The sequence below is a fragment of the Rhodoferax sp. genome (assembly GCF_028715765.1).
In the GTDB taxonomy this organism is placed as follows: domain Bacteria; phylum Pseudomonadota; class Gammaproteobacteria; order Burkholderiales; family Burkholderiaceae_C; genus Rhodoferax.
This window is the reverse complement of record NZ_JAQURE010000006.1, coordinates 25,987-42,848: the sequence shown is the minus strand read 5'-3', so window position 1 is coordinate 42,848 and position 16,862 is coordinate 25,987. Positions and strand designations below refer to the sequence as shown.

Genomic DNA, 16,862 nt, shown 5'->3' with positions numbered 1-16,862 from the left:
ATTCAAACAGCGTTGTCAGTTGCAGCGGCATCCACCTCCATCACCCGCGTGATGGTCATGGTTTGGTTGTGCAGCTTGCACGCTGTCTCGCCCGTCATGGGGCTGATTTCGCCATAAGAGTAAAAACCGGCCGGCACGCTGGTTGGGCTCATCGCCTCTGCCACCGCCTCCACCTCTTCTTCAACCCGCCCCCCCATCACCAGCTTGCGCCCGACACAACTCACCAGCAAGGCCAGGCTTTGACCCAACTGCCCGTGCGCCAGTTTGGCAGCTTGCGCAGCAGACTCCGCACCATCCACCAACGCATCGGTGCTGGCGTGCATCAGTCGCAAGTAACCCGCCGGGTCAATGTCACCGGCCAACGTCAAAGAGCCTGCAGCCTCGTCCACCGCCAAAATGGTGCGAATCAAACCCGCGTCAGTCTGGTCTTGCCCCAGCATCGAAAACGGAAACAGCAAGCCCGAAGCAGGCAAGTCTTTGGCGTGCTCGCCCAGGTAACGTTTGTACACATCCAGAGCCGGCTCGCCGTCCAGCTCAAACAGCACATTGTTGTCGCAACGGGTCACTTTGCGTGCTGGGCCAAACGGCATCCAACCGCCAAAAGAGCCATGTGACACGCGCAAACCATGGCCATACAGCCCCACGCAGGCCACATGGTCGGCATGCACCCCCGTGTCATCCATCACCCAGGTTTGCTTGAATTGGGCGTCATCGCCCGCCAGACCGCCGGTGATGAGCACCGCCGCATCCAGACCCGCAGCCAGCCCCCCAATCAAGGCACTGCCATTGATGTTGACGCCCTGCCCCAGCACCCACACCGCACGCAAACCCGATGCGGGCAAGGCCTGCGCCAAACGCTGCCCGGCAGCAAATGAATCCGTCATGTCGCGCAACACAGTGTGTGCTGCGTGCACCTGCACTTGGTCGAAACGAATGGTCGTGACCACACAGGCTTGGTCGCTGACGCCCTTCCCAGAAATTTCGCCCGCGGTGCTGCAGCCCAAGCGTTTGGCCTGCGCAAAGCGCTCTGCCAACACCGGCTGCAACGCCTGCAGCCATGCGCCTGAGCCAAACACCAACAGCCAATCAGGCTCAATGGCTTGCAAAGGTGCCAGGGCTTGCGCCACATCGACCGGAAGGCGCAAAACAACTTGAGCAATTTTCATGGGCATCCTCTAAAAGAAAAGTATCCAAATACTAACGACTATCAGTTTGCCTTGGCCGCAAATTGTTGACGCAGCAGATTTTTTTGCACCTTGCCCATGGTGTTGCGCGGCAAATCTGGCACCACATGGCACTGTTTGGGCACTTTGTAGTTGGCCAAGGTGGCTTTGAGCTGGCTCAAAATGTGCTGTGCATCCAGTTGCACGCCTGGCCTAGGCACCACCAGCGCCACGCCCACCTCGCCAAAGTCAGGGTGCGGCACGCCCACCACCGCACTCTCAGCCACACCGGGCAGGTCGTTGATGAAGCCCTCCAGCTCGGCCGGGTAGACGTTGTAGCCGCCGCTGATGATCAGGTCTTTGCTGCGCCCCACAATGGTCACATAGCCATCTTCAGCTTGTTTGCCCACGTCACCGGTCTTGAAAAAGCCATCAAAGGTGAATTCTTCAGCCGTTTTCTCGGGCATGCGCCAGTAACCGGCAAACACATTAGCACCCTTGACCTGAATGTCGCCAATTTCACCGCAGGGCACAGGTGCGCCCTGGGCATCGACCACACGCAAACTCACGCTTGGCAGTGGCATGCCCACCGTGCCGCCACGGCGCTCCCCGTTGTAGGGGTTGGAGGTGAGCATGATGGTTTCACTCATGCCGTAGCGCTCCAGAATGGTGTGGCCGGTGCGTGCCTGCCAGGCGGTGAAAGTGTCCATCAGCAGCGGGGCTGAGCCCGAAATGAACAGCCGCATGTGCCGCACCACGGCTTCGTTCAGTCCCGGCTCGGCCAACAGGCGCACATACAGTGTGGGCACGCCCATGAACACCGTGGCCTGCGGCAAGTAGCGCAGCACGGTGCGCGGCTCAAATTTGGCCAGCCAGATCATTTTGCTGCCATTGATCAGGGCGCCGTGGATCGCCACAAACAAGCCATGCACATGAAAAATAGGCAGTGTGTGCAGCAGCACATCGCCACCTTGTGCTGCGCTGCGCCAGCTCCACGCCGCTTTGAGCACCAGCGCGTTGCTGAGCATGTTGCCGTGGGTCAGCATGGCGCCCTTGGAGCGCCCGGTGGTGCCACTGGTGTAAATGATGACGGCCAGGTCGTCCGCCTGGGAGACGGCCACCGAATGCTGGTCAGCGCACTGGGCCGCGCGCGCCAGCAAAGAGCCGGTTCGGTCGTCGTTCAAGGTGAACACCCAGCGCGTGCCGGCCTGAAACGCCAGTGTGCTGACCCAGCCAAAGTGCAGCGCGCTGCAGACCACCACATCAGGCTCGGCATTGCCTAAAAAATATGCAATTTCAGCGCTTTGGTAAGCCGTGTTCAGGGGCAAAAACACCAAGCCCGCCCGCAAGGTGGCAAGGTAAAGCATCAGGGCTTCGACCGATTTATCTACCTGCACGGCAATGCGCGCACCGGCTGGCAAATCAAGCGACTCCAAAAAGTTGGCCAACATGGCGCTGCCGCGCTCCAGGTCGGCCCAGCTGTAGATCTGACCCGCATCAGTTTCAACGGCGCAGGCCGTCAAGTCGGCCGGAAAAGCCTGGCGCAGGTGGGCATAAAGGTTGGCGTTGGGGGTGGATGAGAACGCGGTCATGATCAAAATTTGGGGGCACGTTTTTCCAGAAATGCAGTGATGCCTTCACGCTGCTCGGCGCCCTGCGCATAGGCATAAGCGCCAGCCAGCAGCGTGGCCAACGGCTCATCAGTTGATTCATTTTGTGTAGCAGCTTGCGCTTTATTGATAAGCGCTAGAGGCCTATTTAATGCTCTAAATGTCTGCTTGTTCAGGCGCGCCGCCTGGGGTGCCAGGCTCAAGATGCGCTGCACGCTGGCCTGCGCCACGGCGGGCAAGTCGGCGTCTGCCACCACCCGGCTCAAGAAACCGCGTTGCAGCATTTCAGGCGCGCCAAACACTGCGGCTTCCAGCAGCATGTGCCGCGCTGTGAGCTCACCCACCTGCTGCGACACCAGCGCGGCCTCACGCGGCGCCATCGGGAAACCCAGCTTGGCTATGGGCGCGCCAAACTGGGCCGACTCGGCACTCAGGCGAATGTCGCAACAGCTGGCCAACTCAACCCCAGCGCCCATGCAGTTGCCCGCAATTTGCGCCACCATCGGCACGTCGCAAGCCAGCATGGCGCTCAACGCACCCCACACATCTTGCTCATGAAACTCGCGCAAGCTGGCCTCTTCAAAGCGAAAACTGGCGTACTCAGAAATATCGCCCCCGGCACAAAAGTGTGCACCCGTACCGGAGACCAGCACACAACGCACATCTGGGCTGGTTTGAATGCGCTCAAACACGTCTCGCAGTTGTCGCCACATGACGCGGTTCATGGCGTTGAAGCGTTTGGGGTAATGCAAAGTAACCCGCGCCAGGCCGTCGTGTTGCGTGTATTGAATCGATGGTGACATCAGAAAAATTTTGTCAATAGCTATATTTTAAATAGCTGCTTGCGCTTATTCTATAAGCGCTAGAGCCTATTTTGTTATGTAAAAAGTCAACAACTCAGCGCGTCATGGCTGTCAAGCTATGCGCCTGGCTTGGCACCCTCAAGCCCCAAGGGGCTGGCGCGCACGCGCCCACAGCCACAGGGCAGCGCCGCCCACAATCATCGGCACACACAGCCATTGCCCCATGCTCATGCCCAACTGCAGCAGCCCCAAATGGGCATCGGGTTCACGGAAAAATTCAGCGGTAAACCTGAAGACACCGTAGCCCAGCACAAACACTGCAGCCACCTGCCCGGGCGCACGCGGCTTGCGGGCATAGAGCCACAAGATCACAAACAGCAGCAAGCCCTCCAGCAAAAACTGGTAAATCTGCGACGGGTGGCGCGGCAAGTCTCCCGCCCCCCGAAACACCATGCCCCAGGGCAAATCCGGACTGGCCACCCTGCCCCACAGTTCGCCGTTGATGAAGTTGCCCAACCGCCCCATGGCCAAACCGGTGGGCACGCAGGGCGCCACAAAGTCAGCCACTTGCAGCAGCGGGCGCTTGCGCGACCAGGCAAACCACATCTCAGCCACCACCACGCCCAGCAAGCCACCATGAAAACTCATGCCACCTTGCCACACTGCAAACACTTCCAAAGGGTGCGCCGCGTAGTAGCCAGGTTTGTAAAACAGGCAGTAGCCCAGGCGCCCGCCCAAGATCACCCCCATCACCCCCAAAAACAAAATGTCTTCCACGTCTTTGCGGCTCCAGGCCTGCGCGCCGGTCATTGAAGCAAAGGGTTGGTGGCGCAGGCGCAAGTTGCCCAGCCACATGAACAACCCAAAAGCTGCCAGATAAGTCAGCCCGTACCAATGCACGGCAAGCGGCCCCAGTTGCAGCGCCACTGGGTTGATGTCTGGGTGCAGCAGCATCAGTCTTCCAACAAAGACACGTCGCGCACGGCACCCTTGTCAGCTGACATCACCAGCTTGGCATAGGCCTTGAGGGCGCTAGAGACCTTGCGCGGGCGCGGTTTGGCAGGCTTCCAGCCCAGTGCATCTTGCTCGGTACGGCGGCGCGCCAACTCATCATCCGACACCAGCACGTTGATGGAGCGGTTGGGAATATCAATGCGGATGCGGTCGCCCTGGCGAATCAAACCAATCGCGCCACCACCGGCCGCTTCTGGCGAAGCGTGACCAATCGACAAGCCCGAAGTGCCGCCCGAAAAACGCCCGTCGGTAAGCAGCGCACAGGCTTTGCCCAGGCCTTTGGACTTGATGTAGCTGGTGGGGTAAAGCATCTCTTGCATGCCAGGGCCACCTTTGGGGCCTTCGTAGCGCACGATGACCACGTCACCGGCCTTGACCTTGTCGCCCAAAATGTCGGCCACCGCTTCGTCTTGCGACTCGGTCACGTAGGCTGGCCCCTCAAACACCAGCAGCGATTCATCCACGCCTGCGGTCTTGACCACACAGCCGTTGAGCGCAATGTTGCCCACCAGCACGGCCAGGCCACCTTCTTGCGAGTAGGCATGTGTGCCCGAGCGGATGCAACCCTCGGCCCGATCCACATCCAAACTTGGCCAGCGCGCTTTTTGGCTGAACGCCACTTGCGACGGCACACCCGCAGGACCGGCGCGGTAAAAAGTTTGCACCTCAGCACTGGGGTTGCGGGCAATGTCCCACACGTCCAGCGCGTCTTTGAGGGTTTTGGCGTGCACCGTGGGCACGTCGGTATGCAGCTTGCCTGCGCGGTCCAGCTCACCCAAAATGGCCATGATGCCGCCGGCACGGTGCACGTCTTCCAAGTGGTATTTCGGCGTGTTGGGGGCCACTTTGCAGAGCTGCGGCACGCTGCGCGAAACGCGATCAATGTCGGCCATGGTGAAGTCAATGCCCGCCTCTTGCGCCACCGCCAGAATGTGCAAGATGGTGTTGGTCGAGCCGCCCATGGCAATGTCGAGCGTGATGGCGTTCTCAAAAGCCTTGAAGCCGATGGCGCGTGGCAGCACCGTGGCATCGGCTTGCTCGTAATAGCGCTTGCACAAGTCCACAATCAAATGCCCGGCGCGTTTGAACAGTTGTTCGCGGTCGGCATGGGTGGCCACCACCGTGCCGTTGCCCGGCAGGGACAAGCCCAGCGCTTCGGTCAGGCAGTTCATGGAATTGGCGGTGAACATGCCAGAGCACGAACCGCAAGTGGGGCAGGCACTGCGCTCGACTTCAGCCACATCCGCATCAGACACTTTGTCGTCAGCGGCCATCACCATGGCATCGACCAAGTCAAGCTTGAACACGCTGAGTTTGGTTTTGCCCGCTTCCATGGGGCCACCCGAGACAAACACCACTGGAATATTCAGCCGCATGGCGGCCATCAGCATGCCGGGGGTGATCTTGTCGCAGTTGCTGATGCACACCATGGCATCAGCACAGTGCGCGTTGACCATGTATTCCACGCTGTCGGCAATGATGTCGCGGCTGGGCAGGCTGTAGAGCATGCCGTCGTGCCCCATGGCAATGCCGTCGTCCACCGCAATGGTGTTGAATTCTTTGGCCACGCCACCAGCGGCTTCAATCTCGCGCGCCACCAGTTGCCCCAGGTCTTTCAGGTGCACATGGCCGGGCACAAACTGGGTGAACGAATTGACCACGGCGATGATGGGTTTGTCAAAGTCGCCATCTTTCATGCCGGTGGCACGCCAGAGCGAACGGGCACCTGCCATGTTGCGGCCAGCAGTGGTGGTTTTGGAGCGGTAAATGGGCATGGTCAGTGAGCTTGGGTTAAGGGTGGAAAGCGAAAAAAGTGTGCTGAATTATGGCGCAGGTGTCTGCTGAGATGCGCTGCAAGTGGGTAGTGACTTGGCTGCTGTTGTGGTGACTCTGACACGGCGCGGCGGCTGGGTCAGGGGACCGGGCTTTGGGGTGAAATGCGCGCGAAGAAGGTTTCAGCACACTGAACCGTCAGCCCCGCGCGTGCTTTCACCCCAAAACCGCACGCCTCTGACCCAGTCGCCCAGCCGGGTTAAACCCTCAACTCAACTCACCACAGTACATTGACTTAGCGGCGGCGGTTGATGGTGCCCAGCGCTTCTTTGGTGCGCTCACGGCGGGCATCGCGTTTTTGGTTTTCACGATCCATGGCCTTGCGCTTGGTGTAGCCGGAGCTGTCCGCCCACGCCCACCAGGCTACTGCCATCACGTAAGGCAGTGCCACCCACCACCAAGACAAGCTTGCCACCGGCTCCCAAGCCAGCACTTTGAGCACCAGCAACATCACGCCTAAACCTAAGAAATACATCGCCAACCTTTCGAACCAAAATCACACAGTGAAGCAAGACACTCCAAAAACCGCATTACCTACAATCAGTCACCAACAACTCTACCCCACTTTTCAAGGACAACCCACCATGAAACTGCCCCTTTTACCCATGCTTGTCTGTGCCTTGGTCAGCGCCCCTGCGCTGGCAGACACTGCCCTGGCGCAAAAGAAAAACTGCATGGCTTGCCACACGGTTGAGAAAAAAGTGGTGGGGCCAGCTTATAAAGATGTTGCCAAAAAATACGCGGGGCAAGACGCCGCCACTGCCATGCTGGCCGACAAAGTGATCAAAGGGGGCAAGGGTGCGTGGGGCGTCATCCCTATGCCCGCCAACCCCCAAGTCAGTCCAGCCGAAGCGCAAACGCTGGTGAAGTGGATTTTGTCGCTGAAGTAGCGCCGCCCTTTTCAGGCACCCACAAAAAAGCCCGCAACAGCGGGCTTTTTTTATATACCAAATAGGGCTCTAGCGCTTATGAATCAAGCGCTAGTAGCTCTACTTACAATAGCATCAGTAGGTTTGACCCAACTGTCCCAAGATGGCTGGGTTTTCCAGCGTGGAGGTGTCTTGGGTGATGGTTTCACCCTTGGCCAGCGAGCGCAGCAAGCGGCGCATGATCTTGCCAGAACGGGTCTTGGGCAAGTTTTCACCAAAGCGGATGTCTTTGGGCTTGGCAATCGGGCCAATCTCTTTGGCCACCCAGTCGCGCAGCTCTTTGGCAATTTGCTTAGCTTCGTCGCCGGTAGGCACGCCGCGTTTCAACACCACAAAGGCGCAAATGGCTTCACCGGTGAGGTCATCTGGGCGACCCACCACAGCAGCTTCAGCCACCAGGTCGGTCTTGGCGACCAAAGCCGATTCAATTTCCATGGTGCCCATGCGGTGACCCGACACGTTCAACACGTCGTCAATCCGGCCGGTGATGCGGAAATAGCCTCGGTCAGCACTGCGCACCGCGCCGTCACCAGCCAGGTAATAAGTGCCGCCCATTTCTGCCGGGAAATAGCCGCTCTTGAAGCGCTCTGGGTCGTTCCAGATGGTGCGAATCATCGACGGCCAGGGGCGTTTGATGACCAGCATGCCGCCTGAACCATTGGGCACATCAGCGCCCACTTCGTCGACGATGGCGGCCATGATGCCGGGCAGTGGCAAGGTGCAGCTGCCAGGAACCAATGGGGTAGCGCCAGGCAACGGGGTGATCATGTGACCACCGGTTTCCGTTTGCCAGAAGGTGTCCACAATCGGGCATTTTTCATGGCCAATGTTTTTGTAGTACCACATCCAGGCTTCGGGGTTGATGGGTTCACCCACCGAGCCCAAGATGCGCAGGCTGGTCAGGTCAGAGCGGTCTGGATGCACTTTTTCGTCAGACTCAGCCGACTTGATCAGTGAGCGAATGGCAGTGGGTGCGGTGTAGAAAATGGAGCACTTGTGGCGCTCAATCATCTGCCAGAAGCGACCGGCGTTGGGGTAGGTGGGGATGCCTTCAAAAATGATTTGGGTGGCACCTGCAGCCAATGGGCCGTAAGCCACGTAGGCGTGGCCGGTGATCCAGCCGATGTCGGCCGTGCACCAGAACACGTCATCTTGCTTCAGGTCAAACGTCCAGTCCATGGTCAGCTTGGCCCACAGCAAGAAGCCGCCAGTGGAGTGCTGCACGCCCTTGGGTTTGCCAGTGGAACCTGAGGTAAACAAGATGAACAACGGGTGCTCTGCGCCCACCATCACGGGTGCGCATTCGGTGCTTTGACCGGCCAGCGCTTCGGTGAAGGTAATGTCGCGGCCAGCGACCATGTTGCACTTGGACGGGGTGCGCTCAAACACAAACACGGTTTTGATGGACTCGCAACCGCCCAGGCCCAGACCTTCGTCCACAATGCCTTTGAGGGGCAATTCTTTGCCGCCGCGCAATTGGTAGTTGGCGGTGACCACGGCCACAGCGCCTGCGTCAATGATGCGCTCTTGCAGTGCCTTGGCCGAGAAGCCACCAAACACCACGCTGTGGGTCGCGCCAATGCGGGCACAGGCTTGCATGGCGACCACGCCTTCCAGACCCATGGGCATGTAGACCAGCACGCGGTCGCCTTTGTTGATGCCACGGGCTTTGAGCGCGTTGGCAAATTGGCTGACCTTGGCCAAGAGTTCTTTGTAAGTGGTTTTGGTGACTTCGCCGCCATCGGCTTCAAAAATCACAGCCACCTTGTTTTCATTGGGGGTGCCAATGTGCTTGTCTAGGCAGTTGGCAGAAGCATTGAGCTCGCCGTCTTGGAACCATTTGTAAAACGGTGCATTGGACTCGTCAAGGGTTTGGGTAAAAGGCTTGTTCCAAACCACGTTTTCACGTGCCAAACGAGCCCAAAAGCCCTCAAAATCTTTTTCAGCTTCAGCGCACAAGGCGTTGTAGCCTTCCATGCCCTGAATGCGCGCCGCCTTGACGGTGGCCTCGCTGGGTGGGAATACGCGGTTTTCAACCAATGTGGATTCAACAGCAGTTTTAGGTGTAGTCACAGATAAGTCTCCTCTAGATAAACAAAGTTCGCCCGGTAATGTCATGCGTGGCACTTACATGCTACTGACTGTCACCCGACTGACACGCGCCTCGGTAAAATGGCTTTTCTTAACTTTCTGAATTTTTAAAAATACATTGCTTCATGTCTGAACACCACACCAAACCACTGGCCATGCGCCCGATTCCACGCTTGATTTTTGCCAGCCGCTGGTTGCAATTGCCTTTGTACCTGGGTCTGATTGCCGCGCAATGCGTGTATGTATTTCACTTTTGGGTGGAACTGGTGCACCTGCTTGAAGCCGCTTTTGGCAGCCAGACGGCGCTGGCCGCATTGATCGACGGCATTGGCTACAAAACCAGTGAGCCAGTGACCCACCTGAATGAAACCATCATCATGCTGGTGGTGCTGGCACTGATTGACGTGGTGATGATCTCGAACCTGCTGATCATGGTGATTGTGGGCGGGTATGAAACCTTTGTGAGCCGCATCAACCTGGAAGGCCATCCCGATCAGCCCGAATGGCTCGACCACGTGAATGCCTCCACGCTCAAGGTCAAGCTGGCCATGTCCATCATCGGCATCAGCTCGATTCACCTGCTCAAGACCTTCATCAATGCCGACAACTACAGCGACAAGGTGCTGATTGCCCAAACCGGCATCCATATTGCGTTTTTGCTCTCGGCCATGGCGATTGCCTACACCGACCGGCTGATGAGCCACGCTAGCGCCAAGTCACACTGAAATTAACGCGCTGGCGTGCTGCGCACAAACAGCAGCACGGCCAGCGTTGCGCTGGCCACAGACCCCAGCAACACACCTATCTTGACCTGCGCTGCGTAAGCCGCGCCAGCGCCCTCAAAGGCCAGTGAACCAATGAACAGGCTCATGGTAAAGCCAACCCCACACAATACCGCCACTGCGGCAAACTGCAGCCAGCTGCACCCCTCAGGCAATTGACTGCCGCCAAACCGAATCATCACCCAGGCGGCGCCCAGCACGCCCAATGGCTTGCCGAGCAACAAGCCCGCAGCAATGCCCAGCGGCACGCTTTTCAGCAAGCTGCCCAGTGTCGCGTCGCCCAAATAAACACCAGCATTGGCAAAGGCAAACACCGGCAACACCAGGTAGGCCACCCAAGGGTGCAAAGCGTGCTCGGCCGTTTGCAGGGGCGAGCCGCCCTTGCCATCGGTCATGGGAATCGCCAGCGCTGTGATCACCCCGGCCAGCGTGGCATGGATGCCCGACTTGAGCACACATACCCAAATCACCAGCCCCACCACCACATAGGGGCCAATGGCGACCACACGCCAACGGTTCAACGTGAACAACACCCCCACACCGGCAGCGCCCGCCAGCAACATGGGCAACGACAAATTGGCGGTGTAAAAGAAAGCGATGACCAAAATGGCACCCAGGTCGTCAATGATGGCCACCGCTGTCAAAAAAATCTTCAACGACACCGGCACGCGGCTGCCCAGCAACACCAAAATACCCAAAGCAAATGCAATGTCGGTGGCCATTGGAATACCCCAGCCCTGCAAGGCCACTGGGTCGGCACTGTTGATGGTCGCAAAAATCAGCGCCGGCACCACCATGCCACCCAGCGCGGCAACCGCAGGCAACAGCACTTGGCGAAATGAGGCCAGCTCGCCGTCGATCAATTCCCGTTTGATTTCCAGCCCCACCAAAAAGAAAAACACCGCCATCCACAGGTCGTTGATCCAAATCAGCATGGGCTTGGCCAACACCAAGGCGTCCACCCCAAAACGCAACGCCACCGGGAACTGCAGCAACTGCTCATACCCCCCGCGCCAGGCCGAGTTGCTCAGCAGCAAAGCCAGCATGGCCGCAACGGCCAACATCACACCACCCAGGGTTTGGCTGTTGATGAAAGGGGTGACATTGGAGAGCAGTTTTTTGATCATGTGCTGAAGGCAGGTGCGTCAGCCCGTGTTGGGGGGCTTGGTTAAACTGCCATATTAGCGTGACACTTGAAACCTCAACACCCTTAAGGCAACACCGACCATGAGCACCGCCATCCGCCAAAACGACCTGATTGAATCCATTGCCGCTGCGCTGCAATACATCAGCTACTACCACCCGGCCGACTACATTGCGCACCTGGCACGCGCTTATGAGCGCGAGCAAAGCCCGGCCGCCAAAGACGCCATTGCCCAAATTTTGACCAACAGCAAAATGAGCGCCACCGGCCACCGCCCGATTTGCCAAGACACCGGCATCGTCAACGTGTTCTTGAAAGTGGGCATGGACGTACGCTGGACAGATTTCACCGGCAGTCTGGATGACGCTATCAACGAAGGCGTGCGCCGTGCCTACACCTTGGCCGGCAACACCCTGCGTGCCAGCGTGGTGGCCGACCCTGAATTTGCCCGCAAAAACACGCGTGACAACACCCCAGCAGTGATCGTCACCGAAATCGTGCCCGGCAACACGGTTGAAGTCACCGTAGCAGCCAAAGGCGGCGGCAGCGAGAACAAAAGCAAGATGTACATGCTCAACCCCGGCGACAGCGTGGTTGACTGGGTGCTGAAAACCGTGCCGACCATGGGTGCGGGCTGGTGCCCACCGGGCATGTTGGGCATTGGCATTGGCGGCACGGCTGAAAAAGCCGTGTTGCTGGCCAAACAAAGCCTGATGGACGACCTGAACATGTACGAGCTGCAAGAAAAAGCTGCCAAAGGCGAGGCACTGACCCAAGTGGAAGCATTGCGCCTGGAGCTGTATGAAAAAGTCAACGCGTTGGGCATTGGCGCACAAGGCTTGGGCGGCCTGACCACCGTGCTGGACGTGAAAATTGCCATGTACCCCACCCACGCTGCCAGCAAACCCATTGCCATGATTCCCAACTGCGCCGCTACCCGCCACGCCCATTTTGTGATGGACGGCAGTGGCCCGGTGTACCTGACACCACCTTCGTTGGACACTTGGCCCAATGTGCAATGGGCACCCGACACAGAAAAGAGCAAGCGGGTCAACCTCAACACCTTGACGAAAGAAGAAGTGGCCAGCTGGAAACCCGGCGACACCCTGCTGCTCAACGGCAAGATGCTCACCGGCCGCGATGCCGCCCACAAGCGCATCAAAGACATGCTGGCCAAGGGCGAGCCACTGCCGGTGGACTTCACCAACCGCGTGATTTATTACGTCGGCCCCGTTGACCCGGTGGGCGACGAAGCGGTGGGCCCCGCCGGCCCCACCACCGCCACCCGCATGGATGGTTTCACCGAGATGATGCTGGCGCAAACCGGCCTGATTGCCATGGTTGGCAAGGCCGAACGTGGTCCGGTGGCCATTGAGGCCATCAAAAAACACCAAAGCGCCTATCTGATGGCGGTGGGCGGCGCAGCTTATCTGGTCTCCAAAGCCATCAAGACCTCCAAAGTGGTGGGCTTTGCTGACCTTGGCATGGAAGCCATTTACGAATTTGATGTGGTCGACATGCCTGTCACGGTGGCGGTAGATGCGGGCGGCACCAGCGCGCACATCACCGGCCCAGCCGAATGGCAGCAACGCATTGCCACCGGTGAATTCAAGGGCATTGCGGTTTCAGGCCGTTAAGTCAGCCAGCACGCAGCCGCCATGGGGAGCCTGTTGACAAGCCTCAGAGGGGCGTTGGGGTTGGACTTGCCGCCCCGTGCCGCCCCACTGGGCTTCAAATTCCCGGCGCTTTCACAACGGCTGCAGGCTCAAAGTGGACTGGGGTTGGCGTTTGATGCGAAGCTCAAACGCGCCCAAGAAGACCCCACCGCGGTCTTTGAGTTGATCAAAGACCGCGTCAAACACCTTAACCGCTGTGCCTTGAGCACCCGGCAAAGGCAACAATTGACCAACGAGGTTACTCAGTTATTTTTTGAACCTGCCTTGCAGGTGTGCCACCCCCAGCCCACAGCCGCCGCCGTGCCTGAACCAGCGGAGCGCCGCAAGCGGGTCTTGCTGGCGGCTGAGATCAGCCATATCCTGATGGTCTCCAACCAGATTTTGTTCAACAGCTACTACCAGTTGTCAAATTTTCAGTTTCAGCGCGCAAGAGCCAAGTTTCAACAAGCTGGCGTTCGGGTGATGGAATTGTTTCAACTCACGCAGCAACTCAAAGCCTTGCGCTACCAGTTGCCTGATCAAAACGATTGGCGAGCCCTGCACACCGTGCTGCATACGCTCCAGGCGCACGACCGCATTGACCAACCCCGGCGCACGCTCAAACACCAGTTGGGCCTGGAGTCGCCACAAAGCGTTGCCAGCTTGTTCATCGGCGCAGTCATTTTTGACTTCTTCAAGCCCCTGCAGTGGCCCACACAGTTGCAATGGGTCACTCTGAGCTACTTGAAAAGTGTGGCAAAGTCAGTGCGACTGGTGTTTCAACCCTGCCACCAGCCAGCGCGACGTGATGTCATTGCCACACCGGCACCACTTTCGGCCACACAACCTGAGTCATCGCAGGTGGTGCTTGACTGCGCGGTGCTCTTTACCCACATTCGCACTGACTGCCTGGCCTTGATCAAAGCCTTGCGCAGCAAGAAAATGGCAGATGTGCCGGCGCGCTTGGCCAAATTCAAAGAGCAAGAAAGGCTGGTGGTCGCTCACACCCTGCTGCATGCCCTGGATCAGACTGCACCTGAACCCGCCAGCGAGCACAGCCACCCGTTGCAAGACTTGCGACTGTTTGTAGGCTTCTCGGGAGTGTTTGCCCTGCTGCAACACCAGCAAGGTGAGTTTGCCCATGAGGAACGACTCGCCGACGCCTTGGCCAAACGCTCGGCCATCATGGCGCAAGACCACCACAGCGGACAAAGCACGCTGTGGACGCTGGTGCATGAAACGCCCAGCCGCATCCGACTCAGCACCCAGGAATCCAGCTACACCACGCCCTTGAGTGTGGGTTCCCTGCTAGCTTACGGGATGGGTGAAGCCATCAAGCACCCCTGTTTGGCGGTGGTCGCGCGGCTTGAACGCGTGAGCAGCAACACCGTGCTGCTGGACTTGGCAGTGCTGAGCCACTACGCCGAGCCGGTGGTCATTACCCTCCATCACCACCAACAAAACGTAGGGCACCGTGCCCTGCTGATCGCCAGTCAAAATATTTTTTGGCGCTGGGGGCTGCTCTTGCCCCCCATGGATGTGCTGCCTGGTGTAGATGAATTTGTCATGATTCGCCAAGGTCAACCCATGCCGCTTGACCTGGAAACCCTGCGCATGGCCACCCCAGATTTTTCATTGTTTTCAACCCAACTCAGCACCACTGAGCTCGGGTTCGATGCGGTGCCCAACCCCACGCAGCCAAGCCTGGGCAGCAACCTTTAGCCCTGCCATGACCGCCCCAGATCAGAGCGCGCGCCCGATTGGGGTGTTTGACAGCGGTGTCGGTGGCTTGAGTGTGCTCAAGGCATTGCGCGCCGAGCTGCCCACTGAAAACTTTGTCTACGTGGCCGACAGTGGCTTCGCACCCTATGGTGAACGCGATGAAGCGTTTGTGATTGAACGTGCGCGCACCTTGACGCAGCATTTGCAAAGCCAAGCGCACCTCAATATCAAAGCGCTGGTGGTGGCGTGCAACACCGCCACAGCTGCAGCGGTGCATGTGTTGCGGCAAGAGCACCCCCAACTGCCCATCATCGGGGTCGAACCGGCGCTCAAACCCGCAGCCGCCTTGAGCCACACCAAGCGCATTGGGGTGCTGGCCACGCGCAGCACCTTGAACAGCCAAAAATTCAAAACATTGCTCCATGGCCTGACCGGGCAAGCAGAATTCATCTGTCAACCTTGTGACGGTCTGGCGGATGCCATTGAGCGTGACGACACTCCAAAAATCAGAGCGCTTTGCGCACAATACACCGGCTCTACAGGCCAATTTGGCATAAAAAATGGTCTGATCGACTGCCTTGTGCTGGGGTGCACCCACTACCCGTTTGCCAGTGACCACTTTCGCCAACTGGTGGGGCCTGAGGTGCATTTGGTAGACAACGGTGAACCCGTGGCGCGGCACACGCGCCGCATGCTGCATCAACTCAATGCCAGCAGCCAACCCGGGTCATTGCGCTTGCTTTCCACCGGGCAACCCGGCGCACTGAGCTTGGCTGTTGAGCGCTGGCTGGGTGAGCGCGCTTGCCAAGCCGAACGGCTTGATTCAATCACCCGTTGAGCTGGGCTGCTACGCCGTCAACACGCCACGTGGAATCAACTTGAGCATGTGTTCCATGTTCAGATTCACTTTAACAGCCGTGGCCGCCAAGGTGCTTTGAATGCCAAACCCCTCGCGTGAGGTATCGCGCAATTTGGGCTCAGCAATCAACTGTCCAGCACGGTTGAGCACCACCGCCACCCAGGGCTCGGCCGGTTTCAGGCCACGGCGCACGACCACCGCGGTCTCGCCGTTGGCCAACAACACATAGGTGCCAGGTGGGCTTAACCCCAGCAACTTGACCAAAGCGGTGCCCACTTCGTCGTGCTTGGTTTCACCCAACGGCAGCACCACGCAGCGCACCGAGTCACGCGCGGTGCGACCTGCGCGCGACTTGCGTGGGCTCATGGCCGCGGTGTAGCGATCCACCGTTTGCAAAATTTTCACCAGCCGCGGCACGCGCGGCCAGTCAAGCAGTTTGTCAGCGCCGGTTTGCGTGCAGTGGTGCAAAGCCACCACTTCCAGCCAATCGGCATCCGTCACCCCCACTTGGCGCAGTTGCGTGTGGCTGTCTTGGGCATGGGTGTCGATCTGCTTGCGTTGCACCGGGCTGGGGGCAGCTTTTTGTTGCGCCAGCAGGTCTTGCAGGTGTGTCATGGCCAAATTCATGGTCAACGCAGCGCAGGCCAGACTGCGGCGCTCTTCATTGGTCAAGCCAAAGGTGGTGGCCAGGTCGTTGACCAACGCTGCGCAGAGCAAGGCATGCATCACGCTGTAGCCTTCAAAATGGGTGATGGCGCGGTTGAACAGCAAAAACTGCGAGCCGGTGGCGTCTTGATTGAGCAGACGCACGATGACCTGATCCAGCGCATAAATTTTGTCTTGAAAGTCGCTGGTGGTGGCATAGCTGGCCAGCAGCCCACCCAGTTTGGACTCGACATCGCCCCAGCGTTGGCTCAAGGTGCCCACCTCTTTGTCTGCGGCTTTGTTCGGCTCTTTGATATTTAAAAACTTGTAGAAGTCTTTGATGGGGGCACCAGCGCGGTTCAGCTCGGTGATGCCAGACATCATGGCACGCACGCCGGCATCGGTTTCATCAATTTCTACAAAGAGCTTGGGGCGGCTTTGAATGCCGGTCAGCTGCAGCTTGGTCTCAATTTTTTGGCCTTTGGCCAGCAAAATCAAACCGTTGTCGTCTCGCAAAGTGAAAGGCAAAGACATGCCGATGAACAGCAACTCGGGGCGAAATTCAATCAAGTCCATGGCCATGGTTTTCAGTGCACTGCAGAGGTAGGGGTA

Annotated in this window: 14 protein-coding genes; 5 read left to right on the top strand and 9 right to left on the bottom strand. The window is 58.5% G+C overall.

What is annotated here, in order from left to right; genetic code table 11:
- Nucleotides 1-2: 2 nt before the first annotated feature.
- The 6 genes from PHT20_RS03740 to PHT20_RS03715 form a co-directional block, all read right to left on the bottom strand.
- Nucleotides 3-1,166, bottom strand: a complete 1,164-nt coding sequence (locus PHT20_RS03740; RefSeq protein WP_301019495.1) for an FIST N-terminal domain-containing protein — start codon at nt 1,164-1,166, stop codon at nt 3-5.
- Nucleotides 1,167-1,207: 41 nt separating this feature from the next.
- Nucleotides 1,208-2,755 (bottom strand): malonyl-CoA synthase, encoded by a 1,548-nt coding sequence (locus PHT20_RS03735; protein ID WP_301019494.1) that lies wholly within the window; start codon nt 2,753-2,755, stop codon nt 1,208-1,210.
- A gap of 2 nt (nt 2,756-2,757) precedes the next feature.
- On the bottom strand, nt 2,758-3,576 hold the full coding sequence (locus tag PHT20_RS03730; RefSeq protein ID WP_301019493.1) for an enoyl-CoA hydratase/isomerase family protein: 819 nt from the start codon (nt 3,574-3,576) through the stop codon (nt 2,758-2,760).
- 138 nt (nt 3,577-3,714) lie between these two features.
- Entirely contained in the window at nt 3,715-4,530 is an 816-nt protein-coding gene (gene lgt, locus PHT20_RS03725; protein WP_301019492.1) for a prolipoprotein diacylglyceryl transferase, read from the bottom strand.
- Entirely contained in the window at nt 4,530-6,365 is a 1,836-nt protein-coding gene (ilvD, locus tag PHT20_RS03720; RefSeq protein ID WP_301019491.1) for a dihydroxy-acid dehydratase, read from the bottom strand. The genes lgt and ilvD overlap by 1 nt, the downstream gene beginning before the upstream one ends.
- Nucleotides 6,366-6,658: 293 nt before the next feature.
- On the bottom strand, nt 6,659-6,898 hold the full coding sequence (locus PHT20_RS03715) for a TIGR04438 family Trp-rich protein (RefSeq protein ID WP_301019490.1): 240 nt from the start codon (nt 6,896-6,898) through the stop codon (nt 6,659-6,661).
- Nucleotides 6,899-7,007: 109 nt separating this feature from the next.
- Between PHT20_RS03715 and PHT20_RS03710 the strand changes: the two genes are divergently transcribed.
- Nucleotides 7,008-7,313 carry a c-type cytochrome gene (locus PHT20_RS03710; RefSeq protein ID WP_301019489.1) on the top strand — a complete coding sequence of 102 codons (306 nt, stop codon included), beginning with the start codon at nt 7,008-7,010 and terminating at the stop codon, nt 7,311-7,313.
- A gap of 114 nt (nt 7,314-7,427) precedes the next feature.
- Here PHT20_RS03710 and acs read toward each other — a convergent pair whose 3' ends face one another.
- A complete protein-coding gene (gene acs / locus PHT20_RS03705; RefSeq protein ID WP_301019488.1) occupies nt 7,428-9,425 on the bottom strand; it encodes an acetate--CoA ligase in 1,998 nt (665 codons plus the stop codon).
- Between the two features lie 143 nt (nt 9,426-9,568).
- Here acs and PHT20_RS03700 point away from each other — a divergent pair, with 143 nt between their 5' ends.
- Nucleotides 9,569-10,168 carry a YqhA family protein gene (locus PHT20_RS03700; RefSeq protein ID WP_301019487.1) on the top strand — a complete coding sequence of 200 codons (600 nt, stop codon included), beginning with the start codon at nt 9,569-9,571 and terminating at the stop codon, nt 10,166-10,168.
- A gap of 2 nt (nt 10,169-10,170) precedes the next feature.
- Here PHT20_RS03700 and nhaA read toward each other — a convergent pair whose 3' ends face one another.
- Nucleotides 10,171-11,352 (bottom strand): Na+/H+ antiporter NhaA, encoded by a 1,182-nt coding sequence (nhaA, locus tag PHT20_RS03695; protein ID WP_301019486.1) that lies wholly within the window; start codon nt 11,350-11,352, stop codon nt 10,171-10,173.
- 100 nt (nt 11,353-11,452) lie between these two features.
- Between nhaA and PHT20_RS03690 the strand changes: the two genes are divergently transcribed.
- From PHT20_RS03690 to murI, 3 genes are read left to right on the top strand one after another with little or no spacing between them, the layout of a single operon-like run.
- On the top strand, nt 11,453-13,006 hold the full coding sequence (locus tag PHT20_RS03690; RefSeq protein WP_301019485.1) for a fumarate hydratase: 1,554 nt from the start codon (nt 11,453-11,455) through the stop codon (nt 13,004-13,006).
- 33 nt (nt 13,007-13,039) lie between these two features.
- Nucleotides 13,040-14,746, top strand: a complete 1,707-nt coding sequence (locus PHT20_RS03685) for a hypothetical protein (RefSeq protein WP_301019484.1) — start codon at nt 13,040-13,042, stop codon at nt 14,744-14,746.
- 7 nt (nt 14,747-14,753) lie between these two features.
- Nucleotides 14,754-15,584 (top strand): glutamate racemase, encoded by an 831-nt coding sequence (gene murI, locus PHT20_RS03680; protein ID WP_301019483.1) that lies wholly within the window; start codon nt 14,754-14,756, stop codon nt 15,582-15,584.
- A gap of 9 nt (nt 15,585-15,593) precedes the next feature.
- Here the strand turns inward: murI and PHT20_RS03675 are convergent, their stop codons facing one another.
- Nucleotides 15,594-16,832, bottom strand: a complete 1,239-nt coding sequence (locus tag PHT20_RS03675) for a phosphodiesterase (RefSeq protein ID WP_301019482.1) — start codon at nt 16,830-16,832, stop codon at nt 15,594-15,596.
- Between the last annotated feature and the right edge of the window lie 30 nt (nt 16,833-16,862).

Bases quoted from the DNA above. Each gene is read 5' to 3' on its own strand.
- murI (WP_301019483.1), top strand. From the start codon at position 14,754: ATGACCGCCCCAGATCAGAGCGCGCGCCCGATTGGGGTGTTTGACAGC.
- nhaA (WP_301019486.1), bottom strand. From the start codon at position 11,352: ATGATCAAAAAACTGCTCTCCAATGTCACCCCTTTCATCAACAGCCAA.
- PHT20_RS03690 (WP_301019485.1), top strand. From the start codon at position 11,453: ATGAGCACCGCCATCCGCCAAAACGACCTGATTGAATCCATTGCCGCT.
- PHT20_RS03675 (WP_301019482.1), bottom strand. From the start codon at position 16,832: ATGGCCATGGACTTGATTGAATTTCGCCCCGAGTTGCTGTTCATCGGC.
- PHT20_RS03715 (WP_301019490.1), bottom strand. From the start codon at position 6,898: ATGTATTTCTTAGGTTTAGGCGTGATGTTGCTGGTGCTCAAAGTGCTG.
- lgt (WP_301019492.1), bottom strand. From the start codon at position 4,530: ATGCTGCTGCACCCAGACATCAACCCAGTGGCGCTGCAACTGGGGCCG.
- PHT20_RS03740 (WP_301019495.1), bottom strand. From the start codon at position 1,166: ATGAAAATTGCTCAAGTTGTTTTGCGCCTTCCGGTCGATGTGGCGCAA.
- ilvD (WP_301019491.1), bottom strand. From the start codon at position 6,365: ATGCCCATTTACCGCTCCAAAACCACCACTGCTGGCCGCAACATGGCA.
- PHT20_RS03730 (WP_301019493.1), bottom strand. From the start codon at position 3,576: ATGTCACCATCGATTCAATACACGCAACACGACGGCCTGGCGCGGGTT.
- PHT20_RS03710 (WP_301019489.1), top strand. From the start codon at position 7,008: ATGAAACTGCCCCTTTTACCCATGCTTGTCTGTGCCTTGGTCAGCGCC.
- PHT20_RS03735 (WP_301019494.1), bottom strand. From the start codon at position 2,755: ATGACCGCGTTCTCATCCACCCCCAACGCCAACCTTTATGCCCACCTG.
- PHT20_RS03700 (WP_301019487.1), top strand. From the start codon at position 9,569: ATGTCTGAACACCACACCAAACCACTGGCCATGCGCCCGATTCCACGC.